This is a genomic window from Bradyrhizobium sp. HKCCYLRH3059 (assembly GCF_051168035.1).
Classification (GTDB): domain Bacteria; phylum Pseudomonadota; class Alphaproteobacteria; order Rhizobiales; family Xanthobacteraceae; genus Bradyrhizobium.
The window spans coordinates 495,050-512,960 of sequence record NZ_JBNPUF010000003.1; the positions used below are offsets into that span (position 1 = coordinate 495,050).

At 65.5% G+C, this 17,911-nt stretch carries 19 protein-coding genes; 8 read left to right on the forward strand and 11 right to left on the reverse strand.

The genetic code is table 11. The features are described 5' to 3' along the window. The first annotated feature begins 8 nt into the window (after positions 1-8). On the forward strand, positions 9-1,229 hold the full coding sequence (locus ACQR13_RS13035) for a L,D-transpeptidase (RefSeq protein WP_316167573.1): 1,221 nt from the start codon (positions 9-11) through the stop codon (positions 1,227-1,229). An 81-nt stretch (positions 1,230-1,310) separates the two neighbouring features. Here ACQR13_RS13035 and ACQR13_RS13040 read toward each other — a convergent pair whose 3' ends face one another. Then, positions 1,311-2,273 (reverse strand): D-2-hydroxyacid dehydrogenase family protein, encoded by a 963-nt coding sequence (locus ACQR13_RS13040; protein WP_434862891.1) that lies wholly within the window; start codon positions 2,271-2,273, stop codon positions 1,311-1,313. Positions 2,274-2,397: 124 nt separating this feature from the next. Next, positions 2,398-2,616 (reverse strand): hypothetical protein, encoded by a 219-nt coding sequence (locus ACQR13_RS13045; protein WP_315717844.1) that lies wholly within the window; start codon positions 2,614-2,616, stop codon positions 2,398-2,400. A 304-nt stretch (positions 2,617-2,920) separates the two neighbouring features. Here ACQR13_RS13045 and ettA point away from each other — a divergent pair, with 304 nt between their 5' ends. The 3 genes from ettA to ACQR13_RS13060 all read left to right on the forward strand — a co-directional run bounded on the left by ettA (position 2,921) and on the right by ACQR13_RS13060 (position 6,610). Next, entirely contained in the window at positions 2,921-4,570 is a 1,650-nt protein-coding gene (ettA, locus tag ACQR13_RS13050; protein WP_434862908.1) for an energy-dependent translational throttle protein EttA, read from the forward strand. Between the two features lie 142 nt (positions 4,571-4,712). After that, the gene (locus tag ACQR13_RS13055; RefSeq protein WP_434862892.1) at positions 4,713-5,291 is read left to right on the forward strand and encodes a TIGR00645 family protein; all 579 of its coding nucleotides are present in this window, start codon (positions 4,713-4,715) and stop codon (positions 5,289-5,291) included. 131 nt (positions 5,292-5,422) lie between these two features. Next, on the forward strand, positions 5,423-6,610 hold the full coding sequence (locus tag ACQR13_RS13060) for a lytic murein transglycosylase (protein ID WP_316167576.1): 1,188 nt from the start codon (positions 5,423-5,425) through the stop codon (positions 6,608-6,610). An 87-nt stretch (positions 6,611-6,697) separates the two neighbouring features. On the opposite strand, the gene ACQR13_RS13065 is transcribed toward ACQR13_RS13060, so the two are convergent. Together ACQR13_RS13065 and ACQR13_RS13070 are read right to left on the reverse strand one after the other, a co-directional pair. Continuing rightward, on the reverse strand, positions 6,698-6,979 hold the full coding sequence (locus ACQR13_RS13065; protein ID WP_257169446.1) for a hypothetical protein: 282 nt from the start codon (positions 6,977-6,979) through the stop codon (positions 6,698-6,700). A 214-nt stretch (positions 6,980-7,193) separates the two neighbouring features. Then, a complete protein-coding gene (locus tag ACQR13_RS13070; protein WP_315717840.1) occupies positions 7,194-7,514 on the reverse strand; it encodes a hypothetical protein in 321 nt (106 codons plus the stop codon). A gap of 629 nt (positions 7,515-8,143) precedes the next feature. On the opposite strand from ACQR13_RS13070, the gene ACQR13_RS13075 reads away from it, so the two are divergent. Together ACQR13_RS13075 and bfr are read left to right on the forward strand one after the other, a co-directional pair. Beyond that, on the forward strand, positions 8,144-8,428 hold the full coding sequence (locus ACQR13_RS13075; RefSeq protein ID WP_315717838.1) for a (2Fe-2S)-binding protein: 285 nt from the start codon (positions 8,144-8,146) through the stop codon (positions 8,426-8,428). A 120-nt stretch (positions 8,429-8,548) separates the two neighbouring features. Beyond that, positions 8,549-9,034, forward strand: a complete 486-nt coding sequence (gene bfr / locus ACQR13_RS13080; protein ID WP_315717837.1) for a bacterioferritin — start codon at positions 8,549-8,551, stop codon at positions 9,032-9,034. A gap of 95 nt (positions 9,035-9,129) precedes the next feature. Here the strand turns inward: bfr and ACQR13_RS13085 are convergent, their stop codons facing one another. From ACQR13_RS13085 to ACQR13_RS13105, 5 genes are all read right to left on the reverse strand, one after another. Beyond that, positions 9,130-9,441 carry a DUF3240 family protein gene (locus ACQR13_RS13085; RefSeq protein ID WP_316173032.1) on the reverse strand — a complete coding sequence of 104 codons (312 nt, stop codon included), beginning with the start codon at positions 9,439-9,441 and terminating at the stop codon, positions 9,130-9,132. Continuing rightward, positions 9,438-12,512: an efflux RND transporter permease subunit gene (locus tag ACQR13_RS13090; RefSeq protein WP_315717835.1), complete on the reverse strand. Its 3,075-nt coding sequence runs from the start codon at positions 12,510-12,512 to the stop codon at positions 9,438-9,440. Before ACQR13_RS13090 ends, ACQR13_RS13085 begins: the two co-directional genes overlap by 4 nt. Then, a complete protein-coding gene (locus tag ACQR13_RS13095; RefSeq protein ID WP_315717834.1) occupies positions 12,513-13,634 on the reverse strand; it encodes an efflux RND transporter periplasmic adaptor subunit in 1,122 nt (373 codons plus the stop codon). A gap of 187 nt (positions 13,635-13,821) precedes the next feature. After that, entirely contained in the window at positions 13,822-14,175 is a 354-nt protein-coding gene (locus tag ACQR13_RS13100; RefSeq protein ID WP_409977983.1) for a hypothetical protein, read from the reverse strand. A gap of 21 nt (positions 14,176-14,196) precedes the next feature. Then, positions 14,197-15,258 carry an alpha/beta fold hydrolase gene (locus ACQR13_RS13105; protein ID WP_316173033.1) on the reverse strand — a complete coding sequence of 354 codons (1,062 nt, stop codon included), beginning with the start codon at positions 15,256-15,258 and terminating at the stop codon, positions 14,197-14,199. A gap of 96 nt (positions 15,259-15,354) precedes the next feature. On the opposite strand from ACQR13_RS13105, the gene ACQR13_RS13110 reads away from it, so the two are divergent. Continuing rightward, on the forward strand, positions 15,355-15,627 hold the full coding sequence (locus tag ACQR13_RS13110; RefSeq protein ID WP_315717862.1) for a DUF2277 domain-containing protein: 273 nt from the start codon (positions 15,355-15,357) through the stop codon (positions 15,625-15,627). Between the two features lie 30 nt (positions 15,628-15,657). On the opposite strand, the gene ACQR13_RS13115 is transcribed toward ACQR13_RS13110, so the two are convergent. Further along, positions 15,658-16,185: a collagen-like protein gene (locus ACQR13_RS13115; protein ID WP_315717832.1), complete on the reverse strand. Its 528-nt coding sequence runs from the start codon at positions 16,183-16,185 to the stop codon at positions 15,658-15,660. Between the two features lie 161 nt (positions 16,186-16,346). After that, positions 16,347-16,616, reverse strand: a complete 270-nt coding sequence (locus tag ACQR13_RS13120; protein ID WP_315717831.1) for a helix-turn-helix domain-containing protein — start codon at positions 16,614-16,616, stop codon at positions 16,347-16,349. 449 nt (positions 16,617-17,065) lie between these two features. On the opposite strand from ACQR13_RS13120, the gene ACQR13_RS13125 reads away from it, so the two are divergent. Continuing rightward, complete coding sequence (locus ACQR13_RS13125; RefSeq protein WP_315717830.1) at positions 17,066-17,506, forward strand: hypothetical protein; 441 nt, start codon at positions 17,066-17,068, stop codon at positions 17,504-17,506. Positions 17,507-17,911: the final 405 nt, after the last annotated feature.

Consider the following 17,911-nt stretch of genomic DNA (forward strand, 5'->3'; position numbering starts at 1 on the left):
CAAGGGCGATGATGATCAGACAAATCCTGACGGTTTGCGCGGTCGCGGCAGCGGGCGTGACGGCAACTTCGTTTGCCGAGGCACAGCAGGTCTATCAGACCGCGCCTGGAGCGTATTCACCGGCGCCGACGCCTTACCCGGCCGACGCGCGCGGGCAGGGGCAGGATTTTGACGCGCTCGACGATGAGGATGCGCCCGGCAATTCCGCGGCGTTGCCGCCGCCCGGCCCGGTGATCTCGCCGGACGATCCGCGCTACGGTCGTCCAGCCAATGCGCCGGTTTATGGTGCTGCGGCTCCGACCGGTCCCATCCTTTCTCCCGACGATCCCCGATACGGACGTCCGGCCGGTGCGACGGTCTATGGGGCCGCTCCGACCGGCCCGGTGATGTCCCCGGATGATCCGCGGTATGGCCGCCCGGCTGGTCCGCCCCCGGTGATCTATGGTGATCGTCCCGCCTCCAGCCAACAGGCCTATGGTGGCGCCTATGGCAACAGCGCGCCTAGTGGCGACGCAGGCGCGCCGCGGCCGCCCGGCGCCGTCGTGGGCGCGGCGCAGGCCCCGTCCGCCGGGGATCGTCCGATGACGGTAGCAGCTCTGCCGCCTGAGGAACAACCCGATGCGGCGCCGGCGCCGCTGCCGGCGAACCTGCGCCGCCAGGAGGTCGACTTCGTCACCAAGGAGCCGCCGGGAACGATCGTCGTCGATACGCCCAACACCTACCTCTATCTGGTGCTCGGCAACGGCCGGGCGATGCGCTACGGCGTCCGCGTCGGCCGCGAAGGCTTCACCTGGACCGGCGTGCAGAAGATCACCAAGAAGACCGAGTGGCCGGACTGGTATCCGCCGAGCGAGATGATCGAACGGCAGCCCTATCTGCCGCGCTTCATGGCCGGCGGGCCGGGCAATCCGCTCGGTGCCCGCGCGATGTATCTCGGCTCGACCGTGTACCGCATCCACGGCACCAACCAGCCGTCGACGATCGGCAAGTTCGTGTCCTCCGGCTGCATCGGCATGCTGAACGACGACGTCGCCGACCTGTTCGACCGGGTCAAGGTCGGCACCCGCGTGGTCGTGATGCCGGGCGGTGCGCCTCCGGGTTCCAGCAAGAACATGGCTGCTGCCGCGGCCTCACCGGCTCCGGCGCCCGTCCAGGCCCAGGCGACTGTGCCGGCGGCTGGCCAGCCCGCCAACATGCAGCCGCTGCCGCCGCCGGTGACGATCCGCTGAGGCGGGCGTGCGCGAGCTGATTACGTTGAAAACACCCTCCTCGCGGAGGGTGTTTTGCTGTGAGCGCCGCGCTCGCCTGCGTCAAGCCAGCCGGCGCGGCGGCTCGGCTCCTGCGAGCCAGGTGGCGATGCAATCGACCATCTGGCCGTAATGGGCGCGAAAACTCTCCTCGGTGACGTAGCCGAGATGCGGCGTGAGCACGACATTGCCGAGCCGGCGCAGCGGATGGGCGACGGGCAGCGGTTCCACCGAGAACACGTCGAGCCCGGCGCCGGCGATGCGCTTGTCGCGCAGTGCCTGCAGCAATGCGGCCTCGTCGACGATCGGCGCGCGCGAGGTGTTGACGAGATAGGCGGTGGCCTTCATGCGCGCGATGTCGGCCGCGCCCACCAGCCCGCGTGACCGGTCGCTGAGCACGACGTGGACGGTGATGACGTCGGCGGCGGTGAACAGCTCCTCCTTGGTCGCGTAGCCTACTCCCGCCGCCTCGCAGCGTTCGGGCGTCAGGTTGGGGCTCCAGGCGATCACGTTCATGCCGAACGCCTTGCCGAGCCCGGCGACCTTGGTGCCGAGCTTGCCCAGCCCGATCACGCCCAGCGTCTTGCCCTCGATCTCCACGCCACCCAGCGTCTGCCAGGGCTCCCCGGCATGCATGCGAGCATTCTCCTGGCCGATCCTGCGGGTCAGCTCCAGGATCAGGCCCATGGTCAGCGGTGCGGTGGGGTCACGGCCATATTGCGTGCCGCAGACCATGATGCCGCGCGCCTTGGCGGCCTCCATGTCGATGGCGGCGTTGCGCATGCCCGAGGTGATCAGGAGCTTCAGCTTCGGCAGCCGCTCGATCAGGGAGCGCGGCAATGGCGTCCGCTCGCGCATCGCACAGATGATGTCGGCATCGGTGAGCGCGCCGGCGGCCGCTTCCTCGTTGCCGAACGGCTGTGTGAAAGCCGTCACATCCACTCTGTCGGCCAGCCGGGGCCAGTCGGCCAATGAGAGGGCCGTATCGTAATAGTCGTCGAGGATCGCACAGCGCAGCCGCGTCATCGGCAGGGTCCATTCATCGGGCGACGGCGGCAATGGTGAATGCCGTCAGGAATGGCGCCATGCTTGCGCGCAACGCGCTGGTTGCGCAAGGCATCGTCACGCTCTCACGCGGAACCAGGAGACATCAGTCGAGGCGGGTCTTCAGCCTGAACGCGGCGTCATGGCCGTACTTGGCGCGCCAGGCGGGGCCGGGGCCGCGCATGTAGTGCAATTCTGGCCGGTACGGGTTGAAGGCGCGTGCGACGAATTCGCGCCAGAAGCCGCGGATGTCGTCCGCGATCCCGGATCGGTCTTTGCGGTGTGCCGCCGGAGCGGGCAGAGAGGCTGACGTGAAGGCTGCCATGACGGGCTCTCGCTGTTGTCGGTCGCGGCTTTTGCCGCTTGGGCGCGCGGGGTCTTGCGGGCCGAGACCGAGTGTCCCGCCGAATTAATTAAAAGATGGTTGCAATTGTCGTGATCCGCCACACACAAGGTAATGGACCCGTATTCGTCCGTGGGCGGCAGGCCGGGCCGGCGCAGGAACGACCGTGATTCTCCCGGCATTTGTTCCCGCCGAGACCGGCTCGCCGGTTGCCCTTTGGGGACCGCGCGGTTACATCAGCGGCAACCATTTTCCGAAAATTCCGGCAGGCTTCAAGGGACACGCGATGGCGCGCCAGTTCGTCTATTTCATGCAGGGTCTGTCCAAGACCTACCCGACCCGCAAGGTGCTCGATAACATTCACCTGTCGTTCTATCCGGACGCCAAGATCGGCGTGCTCGGTGTCAACGGCTCGGGCAAGTCGACCCTGCTCAAGATCATGGCCGGTATCGACAAGGAGTATACCGGCGAGGCCTGGGTGGCCGAGGGTGCCCGCGTCGGCTATCTCGAGCAGGAGCCGCAGCTCGATCCGAAGCTCACAGTGCGCGAGAACGTCATGCTCGGCGTCGGCAAGCAGAAGGCGATCCTCGATCGCTACAACGAGCTGGCGATGAACTACTCGGAAGAGACCGCCGACGAGATGACCAAGCTGCAGGACGAGATCGAGGCGCAGGGCCTTTGGGATCTCGACAGCAAGGTCGACCAGGCGATGGATGCGCTGCGCTGTCCGCCCGACGATGCCGACGTCACCAAGCTGTCCGGTGGTGAGCGCCGCCGCGTCGCGTTGTGCAAGCTGCTGCTCGACCAGCCCGAGCTGTTGCTGCTGGACGAGCCGACCAACCATCTCGACGCCGAATCGGTGTCCTGGCTCGAAGGTCACCTGCGCAATTATCCGGGCGCGATCCTGATCGTGACCCACGATCGCTACTTCCTCGACAACGTCACCAGCTGGATCCTGGAGCTCGATCGCGGCAAGGGCATCCCCTACGAGGGCAATTATTCGTCCTGGCTGCAGCAGAAGCAGAAGCGGCTGGAGCAGGAGGGCCGCGAGGATGCCGCGCATCAGCGCACTTTGGCGCGCGAGCAGGAGTGGATCGCGGCCTCGCCGAAGGCCCGCCAGGCCAAGTCCAAGGCGCGCTACCAGCGCTATGAGGAGCTGCTCAAGAAGGCCAGCGAGAAGCAGACCCAGACCGCCCAGATCATCATTCCGGTCGCCGAGCGGCTCGGCCAGAACGTTGTCGATTTCGACGGATTGTCCAAGAGCTTCGGCGACCGCCTGCTGATCGACAATCTCACCTTCAAGTTGCCGCCGGGCGGCATCGTCGGCGTGATCGGTCCGAACGGCGCCGGCAAGACCACACTGTTCCGCATGATCACCGGGCAGGAGAAGCCGGACGCTGGCACCATCACCATCGGTGAGACCGTGCATCTCGGCTATGTCGACCAGTCGCGCGACGCGCTCGATGGCAACAAGACCGTGTGGGAGGAGATCTCCGGCGGCAACGAGCTGATCCTGCTCGGCAAGAAGGAAGTGAACTCGCGCGGCTATTGCTCGGCGTTCAACTTCAAGGGCGCCGACCAGCAGAAGAAGGTCGGGGCGCTGTCCGGCGGCGAGCGCAATCGCGTGCATCTCGCCAAGATGTTGAAGTCGGGCGCCAACGTGCTGCTGCTCGACGAGCCGACAAACGATCTCGACGTCGACACCCTGCGTGCGCTCGAAGAGGCGCTGGAGGATTTCGCCGGCTGCGCCGTCATCATCAGCCACGATCGCTGGTTCCTCGACCGCATCGCGACCCACATGCTGGCCTTCGAGGGCGACAGCCATGTCGAATGGTTCGAAGGAAACTTCCAGGACTACGAGAAGGACAAGATGCGCCGGCTCGGCCAGGACAGCGTGATTCCGCACCGGGTCAAGTACAAGAAGCTGACGCGCTGATCCCGGATCTCGCGAGGCGCGACGCGGTCTCTGTTCCGAGACAAAGCGTCGCGCCCCGGCTGCGGCCAGTTGTCGCTTTTCCGCGTGCTGCGATTGCGTAGATACATGATCCGCAATCCCTCCCAGCCGCGAGATTCTTCACATGTCTTCCTCCGACGCGACCCTGTCCTCCAAGGGCGGAGCGCTGCGCCCCATTCCCATGCTGATCTTCGGCTCGCGCTGGCTGCAGCTGCCGCTCTATGTCGGGCTGATCTTCGCGCAGGGCGTCTATGTCGTGCTGTTCCTGAAGGAGCTCTGGCACCTGTTCGCCCACGCCTTCGATTTCTCCGAGCAGCAGATCATGCTCGCCGTGCTCGGACTGATCGACGTGGTCATGATCTCGAACCTGCTCGTGATGGTGATCGTCGGCGGCTACGAAACATTCGTGTCGCGGCTCAATCTGCAGGGCCATCCCGACGAGCCGGAATGGCTCAGCCACGTCAATGCCAGCGTGCTGAAGATCAAGCTGGCGATGGCCATCATCGGCATCTCGTCGATCCACCTGCTGCGCACCTTCATCGAGGCCGGCGCGCTTTCGTCGGGCAAGTCGAACTACACAGAGACCGGCGTGATGTGGCAGACGATCATCCACACGGTCTTCATCCTCTCCGCGATCGGCATCGCCGTGGTCGACAAATTGTCGAATGCCGCGATCGAAGAGGCGAAGCAGGCGGGGCATTGAGCGGCAGCCTCGGGTTCCGTCGGTGGCCTGCTGACGTTCACAAGTGCCGCGGGCTATGGTAGCCCTGAGGTATGGTTCGGCAGCTGCTACTCCGTTTGCGCAGGCTCGTTCTCGTCGGTCTGGCGCTCTGCATGTTCGGCGATGGCCAAGCGAGCGCGGCCGACGCCGCCTTCACGCAGTTCATCAACTCGCTCTGGCCCGAAGCCGAGGAGCAGGGCGTCTCCCGTGCGACGTTCGAGGCGGAGACGCGCGGGTTGGAGCCTGACTACAAGCTTCCCGATCTGCTGCTGCCCGGCCGGCCCGCGACGGGGGCGCCGGCGCAGGCCGAGTTCGTGCAGGTGCCAGCCGACTACATCAAGGAAGCGTCGATCGCGCGGCTGGCCGCGCACGGCGAGAAGCTGATCCAGCAATATCGTCCGGCGCTCGCCGAGATCGAGCGCCGCTTCGGCGTGCCGGGGCCGGTCGTGCTTGCGATCTGGGGCCGGGAGACCGATTTCGGCCGCTATGCGCTGCCCTACGATGCGCTGCGCGTGCTGGCGACGCAGGCCTATGTCGGCCGCCGCAAGGACCAGTACCGCACCGAGTTCATCATGGCGCTGAAGATGCTGAGCGACGGCGTGGTGTCGCGCCGCGATCTCAGGGCGTCATGGGGCGGGGCGGTCGGGCTCACCCAGTTCCTGCCGTCGGAGTACTACAAGCACGGTGTCGATCTCGATGGCGACGGCAAGGTCGATCTCTGGCATTCGGTGCCGGACGCGCTGGGCTCGGCGGCGCTGCAGCTTGCCAACAAGGGGTGGCAGCGCGGCCTGCGCTGGGCCTACGAGGTCAAGCCGCCGGCGACTGTCGACTGCGCGATCGGCGTGCCGGAGGTGAAGAAGCCGATCGGCGAATGGCTGCGCGCCGGCTTTGTCCCGGTACGCGGCCAGCGGCTCAGCGCAGCCGAGCAGCAGCAGCCCGCGTCGCTGCTGCAGCCTGAGGGCATCTATGGTCCGGCGTTCCTGACGACGGCGAACTACTTCGTCATCAAGGAATACAATTTCTCAGATCTCTATGTGCTGTTCGTCGGTCACCTCGCGGACCGCATGACGAGCCCGGCTCCGTTCGCGACACCATGGTCGGCGTCAAAGCAGCTTCGGAGCAAGGACGTCGAGGCGATGCAGAAGGGCCTGACGCGGCTCGGTCTCTACGGCGACAAGCTCGACGGCAAGGCCGGCATGCAGACCCGCGCCGCGCTCGGCGCATTTCAGAAAAAGGCCGGCCTGAAGGTCGACTGCTGGCCGAGCGAATCGGTGCTGCAGGCGATCAACGCCGCGCGCTGAGCGGCCGATTCGGTGCGAAGGCCGGAGCCGGCAGTAAAAAGCCCGGCCGCAAGGCCGGGCTTTTCGCATCGAGATGTATCGTCAGGATCAGTAGCAGACGCGAACCGGGCGGGACACCCAGCCATAGCCGTCCCAATAGCGCTCACGGCGCCACACGCACGGCGGCGGGCCCGGCGGAGGGGCTTCGACGTAGACCGGACCGCCATAGGCCGGACGGCTGGACGCGATCGCGCCGCCGAGCAGGGCGCCGCCGATCAGGCCGGCAGCCACGCCGGCACCCACGTCGCCAGCCTTGGCGGCCGGTGCCGTCACGCTCAGCGAACCGGCGATGGTCGCAACCGCAAGCACTGCGGTCAGGATCTTCTTCATGTTCCGAGATCTCCTGGAAGGCGCCCTCGCAGGCGCCGGGTTGGTGATTCACGCACGATCTGGGCCGTCAGCATCGTGAGAAAACACGACAATCCGTCAACCCTTCGTAAACTCTGTTCGACCTGATGCGACGGAAAAACGGTTTTTTCTGGCCGTGCCGGCCGCCGTTCTCGAAATTCCGGTGCAAGGTCATGGAATTAATGAAGGTGAACGGTCACTCGCAAACCCGGACGCGGCGAATCCGCCAGCCGTAGCCGTCCCAGAAGCGCTGGCGCTGCCAATAGCAGGCGTAGCCAGGATCGGCGACGTAGGCAGGCCCGCCGTAATAGGAGTAGCCCGGTTCGTAAGAATATCCGGGCCCATAATAATAGGGATTGCTGCCCGCAGCGATGGCGCCACCGATGAGGGCACCCCCGAGCAGGCCGGCAGCGACACCGGCGGCGACACGACCATTGCGCGCTTCAGCAGGAGCAGGGGCCAGCGCTGCGGTCGACAGCGTTGCGACGGCGGCCAGGGCCGCAAGAGTCTTCTTCATGACCTTAACCTCTCTCACTCCAGGTCGGCGGATCGCGTATCAAGCGATACGGCAGGTTCACACATCCCGCTTGAATGATCAATGAACGGGGGCGTCCCATTGGACGACCCATGTCCAGGATACGTTCAATGCTGCATTGCACAAAATTCACTGCCGCATTGGAGCCGGCATGACCCCCACGATGGCGATGGTCGTGGCGATCGGATTGACCTCGGCCGTCTGCTACGCGCTGTTGGTTCGTGCCGACCGCAGGCCCAACCGCCGTCGTTCGTCCGCGGACAGCGCCAGCGCCGACTCCGACGGGGGGTCCAGCTCCAGTCAGGGGGGCGGTCTCGCAGGTTGGTTTTCCAATACCTCGTCGGACGTCATGGGAAACCCGATCGACGGCGGAGGTGACAGTGGCGACGGTGGTGGAGGGGACGGTGGTGGGGGCGACTGAGTTGCGCCTGCTCGATCGCCGCCCACCATTGTTATTCGGCGGTAACTTTGATCTGCGGCAAGCTCGTACAGTTGGAGGCATTCTAGATTGATCGGGAAATTGGAATAGCTTCAAAAGCGCCGTTTTCCCTTTGCGCGGGTAGCTGCGGATGACTATCGATACCTGACCAAGGACGATTGGCCGGTTTCTCATGATTGTTTGTTCCTGCAACGTCATCAGCGATCACGATATCCGCAACGCGGTGAAGTCCGCGGACGAACTGCCGCGGAACCCCAAGCAGGTCTACGGTTGCCTGGGGTGCAGCGCGGAATGCGGCCGCTGTGCGCGCACGATCAAGACGATCATCGACGAGGCGCTGGGTCCCTGTGCTCGCGCCTGCCAGGCCGGCTGTCAGCACGGCCACCACCATGGGACGACACCGGTGAAGGCGATCGATGACGACCTTCAGAGCCGTTTCGCGCTCGCTGCCTGCTGACAGGCATTGCCGTCAGTCGCATCGTTCTCCGCCCGAAAAATGCACATGAACGGGGGTCGTCTCCGCACTTCGAACCTGTTATTGAGCGCCTGCGGCCTCTAACTTTTTCGGAGCTTATCCATGCAGGGCGACCCCAAGGTCATCGAATATCTCAACAAGGGATTGCGCAGCGAGCTGACTGCCATCAACCAATATTGGCTGCACTATCGTCTGTTGAACAATTGGGGCCTTCTCGACATGGCGAAGGTCTGGCGCAAGGAATCCATCGAGGAGATGGAGCACGCCGACAAGTTCACCGACCGCATTCTCTTCCTCGACGGCTTCCCCAACATGCAGGTGCTCGATCCCCTGCGCATCGGCCAGAACGTCAAGGAGATCATCGAATGCGATCTCGCCGCCGAGATCGGTGCGCGGACGCTGTATCAGGAAGCCGCAACCTATTGTCATGGCGTCAAGGACTATGTGTCGCGCGACCTGTTCGAGCAGCTGATGAAGGACGAGGAGCATCACATCGACTTCCTCGAGACCCAGCTCGACCTCATCAACCGCATCGGTCTCGAACTCTACACGCAGAAGCACGTCGGCGGCCTCGAGAGCGAGCACTGACGGCGTCGGCGAGGCGGCAGTCCGCTTCGGAACGGGTGGCGATTCAGGGCTGGTGTTTCAAGCCTTGAATCGACCGCCCCTGACGTCGAACCCGCTCACGCGATGATGCCGAAGGCAGTGACGGGTACGACCCAATAGACGAGTTGCGTTCCCGCAAACGCGCTTCTGAGCCGCTCGAGAAGCCGCTCGAGATCCTCTTCCGCCAACACGATCCGCACGACGACCTCGTCGGCATGTCCTTTCACCCGCTCTGCAGCGCTCCGCAGCCGGACGCGCGCACCGTGTCCGGCTGCTTCCGAGGCGGTGAAGCCCGTCACGAGATCGGTCTGCTCGCTCAGATGGTCGAGCACCTCGCTGTGAAGCGCATCCGGCACGATCAGGGTCAGGCAGACGGCTTGGCTGCTCATGTGGCTTCCTTCGCAGCGGCGCCGTAGCGGCGATACAGGATCGGCAACAGGATCAGCGTCAGCAGCGTGGACGACAGCAGGCCGCCGATCACGACGATCGCGAGCGGACGCTGGACCTCCGATCCGGGCCCCGATGCAAACAGCAGCGGGATCAAACCGAGCGCCGTGATGCTCGCCGTCATCAGCACAGGCCGCAGCCTGCGCTTGGCGCCTTCGACCACGATGCGCTGCTCGGGGACCCCGTGAGCGCGCAACTGGTTGAAATAAGACACCAGCACGACACCATTGAGCACGGCGATTCCGAGCAGTGCGATGAAGCCGACGGAGGCTGGAACGGAGAGGTATTCGCCGCTCGAGACCAGCGCGAACACGCCGCCGATCAGCGCAAACGGAATGTTGACGAGGACGAGCAGGGCCTGGCGCACCGAGCCGAACGTGGTGAAGAGCAGCACGAAGATCAAGCCGATCGCCACCGGCACCACCACCGACAGACGCGCGGCCGCACGTTGCTGGTTCTCGAACTGCCCGCCCCATGTCAGCCGATAGCCGGACGGCAGCGGCAGCTCGGCTGCGACCCTTTGCTGAGCCGCCTGGACGAAACCGACCATGTCGCGGCCGCGAACATTGCTGCGAACCACGCTCATGCGGTTGCCGTCCTCACGATCGATCTTCACCGGGCCATCGACCCGCTGGATGCGTGCGACCTGCGAGAGCGCAACATGCTGGCCGGACGCAAGCGTCAGCGGCAGCGCCGCCAGCATCGTCGGCGCCTGCCGCGTGGCCTCGCCGCCGCGGACCAGGATCGGCGTCCGGCGTCCCTCCTCGAGCGCGGTGCCGATCGTTCGGCCTTCGATCTGCGTGCGCAGGGAGGCCGAGATCGAGTCCACCGTGAGCCCGAGCCTGCCCGCCTCCATCCGGTTGACGACGATCGTGTAGTACTGCGCGCCTTCGTTAAGGGTCGTGTAGACGTCCTGGGCTCCATCGATATCGGATAGAATCGCCGACAGTTTCGCTGCGATCTCGTTGAGCTTGGTGATGTCCGGGCCGAAGATCTTGACCGCGACGTCGCCGCGGACGCCGCTGATCATCTCCTGCACGCGCATGTCGATGGGCTGCGTGAAGCTGAGCGAGACACCGGGGAAGCCGGTCAGAACCTCGCGAAGCGTCTCGAGCAGGACATCCCGGTCGCTGGTCTGCCGCTGGTCTGCCGGCTTGAGCACCAAGAACGTGTCGGTCTGATTGGGTCCCATCGGATCGAGCCCGAGCTCGTCCGAGCCGGTGCGCGCGATGATGCCGGCGACGTCGGGCACCTTCATCAACGCCGTCTGCAGCCGGGCATTGATGGCGAGGGACTCGTCGAGATTGACGGACGGCAGCGTCTCCACGCTGACGATGACGTCGCCTTCGTCCATCGTCGGCATGAAGGTCTTGCCCAGCCGGGTGTAGCCATATCCCGCGGCAACGAGGCAGACCAGCGCCGCGATGATCACCTTGCGCTCGTTGCCGAGCGCCCAGTCGAGCGCGGGCGCATAGACGCGCTGTGCTGCGCGGATCAGCAATGGATCGTCATGCGACGCGGATGTGAGCACGAAGGATGTTGCGACCGGAAGCACCGTCAGCGCCAGCAGCAGCGACGCGGCCAGGGCGAAGATGATCGCCAGCGCGACCGGAATGAAGAGCTTGCCCTCCAGCCCCTGCAAGGTCAGCAGCGGAACGAACACGATGATGATGATCAGGACGCCCGAGGCGACCGGCTGCAGAACCTCGCAGACCGAGCGGTAGACGATGTGGATCAGCGGCGTGGTGCTTGCGTGATCGTGCTTTGCGAGATTGCCGACGATGTTCTCGACCACCACGACCAGCGCGTCGATCAGCATGCCGATGGCGATCGCAAGGCCGCCGAGACTCATCAGGTTGGCGGACATGCCGACAGCCCGCATCACGATCAGCGCCATCACGATCGCGAGCGGCAGGCTGAGCGCAATCACCAGCGAGGCGCGCCAATTGCCGAGGAACAGCAGCAGCAGCACGACGACGAGCACCGTGGCTTCGCCAAGCGCCCGCACCACCGTGCCGACGGCGCGGTTGACCAGCCGGCTGCGGTCGTAGAACACGTTGATGGTGACGCTGCTCGGTAGCGACGGCTTCAGCTCATCCAGCCGCGCCCGAACGTCGCGCACCAATTGTCCGGCGTTGGCCCCGCGCAAGCCGAGCACGAGCCCCTCGACCGTCTCGCCCTTGCCGTCTTTCGTGACGGCGCCATAGCGGGTGAGGGCGCCGATCTTGACCCGGGCGACGTCGCTGACCCGGATCGGGATTCCGTCGCGGGTGTCGACGATGATCGCGCGGATGTCGTCGATGCCGCGGATGCTGCCCTCGATGCGGACCAGCGCGCTGTCCTCGCCCTGGTTGACCCGCCCGGCACCGTCGTTGCGGCTGTTGGCCTCGATGGCTTTGCGAAACAGCTCGGACGAGATGCCGCGCGCCGCCAGCGCATCGTTCCGCGGCACGATTTCGAAGGCGCGAACATAGCCGCCGAGCGCGTTGACGTCGGCAACCCCGGGCACGGTGCGCAGGGCCGGGCGGATGACCCAGTCGAGCAAGGTCCGGCGCTCGGCCAGCGACAGATCGGGACTGTCGATCGTGAACATGAACATCTCGCCGAGCGGACTCGTGATCGGCGCAAGGCCGCCGCTCACGCCCTCGGGGAAGTCGCGCGAAATGTTGGAGAGCCGCTCCGAGACCTGATTGCGGGCCCAGTAGATGTCGGTGCCGTCCTCGAAGTCGACGGTGATGTCGGCCAGCGCATATTTCGTCGCCGAGCGCAGGATCTTCTTGTTCGGCAATCCGAGCAGCTCCAGCTCGATCGGGACCGTGATGCGCTGCTCGACCTCTTCCGGCGTCAGACCGGGGGCCTTCATGATGATCTTCACCTGGACCGGCGAGACGTCCGGAAAGGCATCGATCGGCAGGCTCGGCAGGACGACGGCGCCAGCGCCGATCACCAGCAGTGTGCTCAGGATGACGAAGAGCCGCTGCGACAGCGCGAATGCGACAAGCCGCTGCAGCATCTACTGCCCCAGTCGCGAGAGGATGCCGCGCAGCGCCGAGATGCCGCCGATGGCGATCTCGTCCTTGTCCGTGAGGGGGCCGGCGATGACGACGTGATCCTGATCCTCCGCGAGCAGCGTCACGGGGACGAGCCGGAAACCGCCTTCCGTGGCGACGAACACCGAGGTCTGCTCGCCGCGACGGACGAGGCCGCTATAGGGAATCTCCCATGCGCTTTCGCCTGCCGAGATGAAGCCGATGCGAGCGGCCGCCATCTGTCCGGAATGCAGCTCACCGTTGTTTGGAATCTCGGCGCGGACGAGAATGGTCTGCGTGGCGGCATCTGTCGTCTCGGACACCAGGATGACCTGGCCCGGTGTCGCATAGCCTTCGATGTCGACCTTGGCGCCGGTCTTGATGGCGCCGATGTTGGTCGCGGGGATCGCGATCTCGGCCCATAGCGGCGACAGCCGCGCAAGCTTTACCAGGGACGCGGCCTGCTCAAGGCGCTGGCCCGGCGATACCGCGATCTCGACCACGGACGCGGCGCGTGGCGCCGTCACGGTGAGTGTCGCGCTGATCGCCGCCTCATTGCTGAGCCGGGCGATGGCTTCGTCCGACAGCCCGCTGATGTGCAGCATCTGCCGTCGTTCGGCGACGACGATGCTGGCTTGGCGCGCTTCGGCCTGGCTCGACTCCAGCACGCGTTGCGGGATGGCTTTGCCTTCGAACAGGTCGGCGTTGCGCTTCAACTGCTGAGCCGCGAGTCCCTCCTGTGCCAGCGCGTGCAGGTAATCGCGCTGGAGCGAGACGAAGCTCGGACTCTCCAGCGTGAGCAGCGGCTGTCCGACGGTCACGCGATCGCCGCGGGCAACAGCGAGGTTGGTGATCATCCCCGCGACCGGCGCGCTGACGACCCATAGTTGAGGCGTGGGAATGACGATCTGCGCGGGATAAGGCAGGGTCCTGTCCATCCGGCTGGAGATCGGATGCGTCACGCGCACGCCGAGGTTCTGCGCCTGGCTTGGCGTGAGCTTCAGCTCATCATCGGCCAACGCAGCGCAGGACGCGACGACGAGAGCCAGCGCGAGAGACGCGCGGGCCAGACGGCCTGCGGACCGGAAAAACAATCGCTTGAGCATTTCGATCAGGAATCTTCGCGTTCATGCATGACGCATTCTGCACACTATTTCGGCCAATTTCCGTATTTGTTGACCTGCGTCAACAGGGTCCGGTCACGAGCCCGCGAGCCGAGCTGAAAATCTCGCTTGAGACCTGTCTTGTCGCCAACGACTCGCAGCAGTCGCAGTCAGATGGCGCACATGCGCGTCATACCGCATCGGCGGGAACGAAACAGCTGATGATGATGTCGCCGCGGTGATGGACGTACCACACCACGGCTTCGCCGATCGGGTTGCCGCGGTCGCGGATGATGGCGCGTTCCGGCACCGGCATCCACCGGCCTTCGATCGGTACCCAATAGGTGCCGTCACGGACGTCATAGGTGGTGCGGTGGCCGTCGGAGACATCGCAGCATGGCACGCCGTTCGGCGCGATCACGCTCTTGAACCACGCGCGGATGTCGGGCGGGACGTTGTCGAACTGCCCGTTGTCGAAGGCGGCCGCGACGGTCGCGCAGGCGAACGAGCCGATCGTGACAGCGGCCAGCATCGTCCTGCGCATTCGTTTGCTCCCTCCGCCGATCTACATGCCGCGCTGCGGCGCCGTCGCCAGCAAGTCGCGCAGCGGCTCGGCGTAGAACTTCGCATTTCCGGTGGTCAGGTGGCCGCGCGTTTCGGCCGAGGTCGGGATGAGGAAGAGCTTGCCGTTGGCGACGCGTTTCATCGCGTCGACCGTGACGCCGGTCTCCGGCGGATTGCGCTCGTCGTCGGCCGAGTTGATCAGCATCACGGTTGCCTTGATCTTGTCGAGATCGGCGGACGGATTGTAGTCGTGCGAGGAGTCCCACTGATAGATGAAGTCGTTGGCGTCGGTGGGGATCGGCGTGGCGAGGCGCTCCTCGACCAGCTTGTCGGCCTTGGCGGCGGTCGGTGCCGCGAGCTGGTAGGCGATGGTGCCGCCGGCCGAGGCGGTGGCATAGGCCGTGACGGCGTATTTCATCATGCGCGGCTGCGCGGTGTAGTTGCCGCCGTTGTAGTCGGGATCGTTGCGGATCGTCTCCAGCATCAGCCGGCGCAGCATCCAGTTGCGGGCCGCCATTTCGGTCGGCTGCGAGGCCATCGGCACCGCGACGTCCATGAAGTCCGGATAGCGCGTGGCCCACACCCAGCTATGCATGCCGCCCATCGAATTGCCGATCACGAGCCGCAGGTGCTTGATGCCGAGCCCCTCGGTCAGCAGGCGGTGCTGCGCGTCGACCATGTCGGCATAGTCATAGGCGGGAAATTTCGTCTTCAGCCCGTCGGAGGGTTTTGACGATTTGCCGTGGCCGATGCTGTCGGGAATGATGATGTAGTATTTGCTCGCATCGAGCGGCTGGTCCTTGCCGAACAATTCGCCGGCGAAGGTCGGCACCAGCATGCTTCCGCCTGAGCCGCCGGTGCCATGCAGCACCAGCACCGGCTGCCCGGTCGGCTCGCCGACGGTCGTATAGTGCAGCCTCAGCTCCGGCAGCGTCTCGCCGGTGTGGAACTTGAAATCCTTGACGACGAAGTCGCCCTGCTTCGGGGCGGGATAGTCGGCGGCGCGGGCCGGCGCGCAAACAACGACGACGGCGGCAAGAACGGCGGCAAGCGGTCGAAACATGGACTCCCCCTGATCATGCGCGACTCTTCCGGCCGCGTCGGAGGCATGATAGCACGGTCTGCGACCTGGTTCAGTACCGGATTGATGGGACTCATCATGTGCCGCAACATCAAGACGCTGTTCAATTTCGAGCCGCCGGCGACGGAGGCTGAAATTCAGGCCTCGGCCCTGCAATTCGTGCGCAAGCTGTCCGGCTTCAACGCGCCCTCCCAGGCCAACGAGGCCGCCTTCGCCCGCGCGGTCGAGGAGGTGGCCGACGCCGCGCGGCGGCTCCTGACCTCGCTGCAGACCCAGGCGCCGCCGCGCGACCGCGAGATCGAGGCGGCCAAGGCGCGGGAACGCTCGGCGGCCCGGTTCGGCCCGCGCTGAGGCCCATCGTGCCCTGACGGAGGGCGAAGCTCAGAAACCCTCGTCGTCGTGGTCGTCGCGCCCCTGGGCGTGCTTGTCGTGCTTCTTCTTTTTCTTGCCCTTCTTCTTTTTCTTCTTCTTCGGGAGGTCGATGTCGTGCGGATCGTCGTCCTCGAAGGCCTCGTCCAGTGCGTCGTCATGCGTGGTGGCGGCGAAGATGTCGCGCACCGCGACCAGCTCGGCCTCGCGCTCATGCGCCTCGCGATCGCGGTTGCGCTTGTAGTCGTCATAGGCGGCGAAGATCTGCTCCAGCCAGGGCATCAGCTGATCGATCGTCGGCAGCGTGCCTGGCGCTCCCGGCTCGCCCTGCGGACCTTGCGGTCCGGCAGGTCCCGGCTTGCCGGGCGGACCGGCCTCGCCGCGGGGCCCCTGCGGACCGGGCCTGCCTTGCGGACCCGCCTTGCCGTCGGGACCGGGCTTGCCGCGCTGACCATCCGGTCCGCGCCGCCCGGGCTGCCCTTGCGGGCCACGTGGACCCACCGGGCCCTGCAGGCCGCGTCCGGCCGGATTCCTTGCCACTACCGCAACTCCGCTACACGTCTTTGATTCGCAGCGAAGCCTAACAGAGCCGCGACGACGGCAGCAATTGCAGCAGGGCTGCGAGGCCGATTGATCAACATCAATCGGCGCCGCATCCTGATGAGTTCCACGCGATGGGATATCGCGTGGCCGCCGTCGGATCAGGCCGAATAGGCCGGCACCGCGATGCCGTCGGCCGTGTAGATGCGGATCTTGTTGCGCAAGGTACGCACGGGCATGCCGAGCAGCCTTGCGGCGTGGGTACGATTGCCGTTGCAGCGCGCCAGGGTCTGCACGATCAGCTCGCGCTCGATCTCGGACAAGGGCGTGCCGATCAACAGCGGCAGGACCTCCGCCGCGGAGCGCGACGGTGGCATGGCAAGCGGCACGAGTGACGGACTTGCGGCTTCGGATGACAACTCTTGCGACATAACTCCTCCCGATCAACGCCCGCGCCGCCACTGAAACGACGCGTAAACATCGAGACCAACTAAACATCCAGCCCGTAAATCACCGTGGTCGGACAAGGTTAATGGGGCCTTAACGCCGGCGTCCGGCCGCCTCCAGCGCGCCAAATACCCCGAAATCGCCTTGGTTCTGCGCGGGTCTCGACCCATTTCGCCGGCGGCCGGCGGCACATCACGGCCCGCCCGGTCGGCATGCCCTCCGACAGCCATCGTCAATGTCGGCGGCGGGCCGTTTGCATTGCCAAATTCCTGCGGTGAGAGCGCGTCATTTCGAACACACCGGCGGCGGCGCATGCGTGGTGCCGCGCAAAGGGCTAAATTCGGCCCGATCGATTCGCTTGGTGGGGCACGATCGTCACACACGGCCATCGAATGACCTCAAGCCCAAATTCACTTCGCTGGAGACTTCATCCATGACAATTGCATCCTCGCTTCGCGGTCTGCTGGTGGCACTGACGGCTGCTTGCGGCGCCGTCATTCCGGCCACGGCGCACGCGGATGGCGGCTTCATTACGCTGACCATCTACAAGGCGGGGTGGATCATCGGCGGCTCCGGCGGCAGCGGCGTGTTGAACTTCCACGGCCGCGCCTATCCGCTGTCGACCGGCGGCCTCGACTGGGGCCTGGTGTTCGGCGGCTCGCGCACGGTGCTGCGCGGCCGCGTCAGCAACATCTGGCGTCCGTCCGACGTCGAGGGCGTCTACGGCGCCGCCGGCGCGGGCCTCGCCGTCGGCCGCGGCGTGCGCGGCATCGTGCTGACCAACCAGAAGGGCGCGGTGCTGGAACTCTCGGGTGAACAGATCGGCCTCTTGGCGAACGTCGATCTGTCCGGGCTCGCGATCACGATCAGGTAGTTGCGTCATCGTCGTCGTCATCGTGGCTGCGTAGCAACTCACAACAGGTGTCATCGCCCGCCTGCGCGGGCGAGGACCGTCGTTGCGTGCTGAGCACTGCCAACACCATCTCTCTCCCTCACTCCTGCTCATAAGTCCGCGTTCTCGCCGCACCGCGTGCGCGAGGGATGCATCGTGCGAGCCCCATCGAAAATTGAGAGGGGCAGGGAAGGCCGGGAGCTCGCCGCTCCCATGGTCCGCGTGCAACAGATAAGCACGCGGCAGAACCACAGGTTCGGCGGAGACATCCCGGCCTTCCCTGCGCGCATGGTCTGACGGCTTATACGTGGTCTCCCTGGCGCGCCGGCTTGTTGGCCGCCATTGCACGCGTCACGCTTCCGCATGAGCACGCACGTGATACCAGCT

Bases quoted from the DNA above. Each gene is read 5' to 3' on its own strand.
- ACQR13_RS13040 (WP_434862891.1), bottom strand. From the start codon at position 2,273: ATGACGCGGCTGCGCTGTGCGATCCTCGACGACTATTACGATACGGCC.
- ACQR13_RS13085 (WP_316173032.1), bottom strand. From the start codon at position 9,441: ATGAGCAGCCAAGCCGTCTGCCTGACCCTGATCGTGCCGGATGCGCTT.
- ACQR13_RS13105 (WP_316173033.1), bottom strand. From the start codon at position 15,258: ATGTTTCGACCGCTTGCCGCCGTTCTTGCCGCCGTCGTCGTTGTTTGC.
- bfr (WP_315717837.1), top strand. From the start codon at position 8,549: ATGCAGGGCGACCCCAAGGTCATCGAATATCTCAACAAGGGATTGCGC.
- ACQR13_RS13120 (WP_315717831.1), bottom strand. From the start codon at position 16,616: ATGTCGCAAGAGTTGTCATCCGAAGCCGCAAGTCCGTCACTCGTGCCG.
- ettA (WP_434862908.1), top strand. From the start codon at position 2,921: ATGGCGCGCCAGTTCGTCTATTTCATGCAGGGTCTGTCCAAGACCTAC.
- ACQR13_RS13070 (WP_315717840.1), bottom strand. From the start codon at position 7,514: ATGAAGAAGACTCTTGCGGCCCTGGCCGCCGTCGCAACGCTGTCGACC.
- ACQR13_RS13065 (WP_257169446.1), bottom strand. From the start codon at position 6,979: ATGAAGAAGATCCTGACCGCAGTGCTTGCGGTTGCGACCATCGCCGGT.
- ACQR13_RS13045 (WP_315717844.1), bottom strand. From the start codon at position 2,616: ATGGCAGCCTTCACGTCAGCCTCTCTGCCCGCTCCGGCGGCACACCGC.
- ACQR13_RS13110 (WP_315717862.1), top strand. From the start codon at position 15,355: ATGTGCCGCAACATCAAGACGCTGTTCAATTTCGAGCCGCCGGCGACG.
- ACQR13_RS13035 (WP_316167573.1), top strand. From the start codon at position 9: ATGATGATCAGACAAATCCTGACGGTTTGCGCGGTCGCGGCAGCGGGC.
- ACQR13_RS13075 (WP_315717838.1), top strand. From the start codon at position 8,144: ATGATTGTTTGTTCCTGCAACGTCATCAGCGATCACGATATCCGCAAC.
- ACQR13_RS13125 (WP_315717830.1), top strand. From the start codon at position 17,066: ATGACAATTGCATCCTCGCTTCGCGGTCTGCTGGTGGCACTGACGGCT.
- ACQR13_RS13055 (WP_434862892.1), top strand. From the start codon at position 4,713: ATGTCTTCCTCCGACGCGACCCTGTCCTCCAAGGGCGGAGCGCTGCGC.
- ACQR13_RS13060 (WP_316167576.1), top strand. From the start codon at position 5,423: ATGTTCGGCGATGGCCAAGCGAGCGCGGCCGACGCCGCCTTCACGCAG.
- ACQR13_RS13100 (WP_409977983.1), bottom strand. From the start codon at position 14,175: ATGCGCAGGACGATGCTGGCCGCTGTCACGATCGGCTCGTTCGCCTGC.
- ACQR13_RS13095 (WP_315717834.1), bottom strand. From the start codon at position 13,634: ATGCTCAAGCGATTGTTTTTCCGGTCCGCAGGCCGTCTGGCCCGCGCG.
- ACQR13_RS13090 (WP_315717835.1), bottom strand. From the start codon at position 12,512: ATGCTGCAGCGGCTTGTCGCATTCGCGCTGTCGCAGCGGCTCTTCGTC.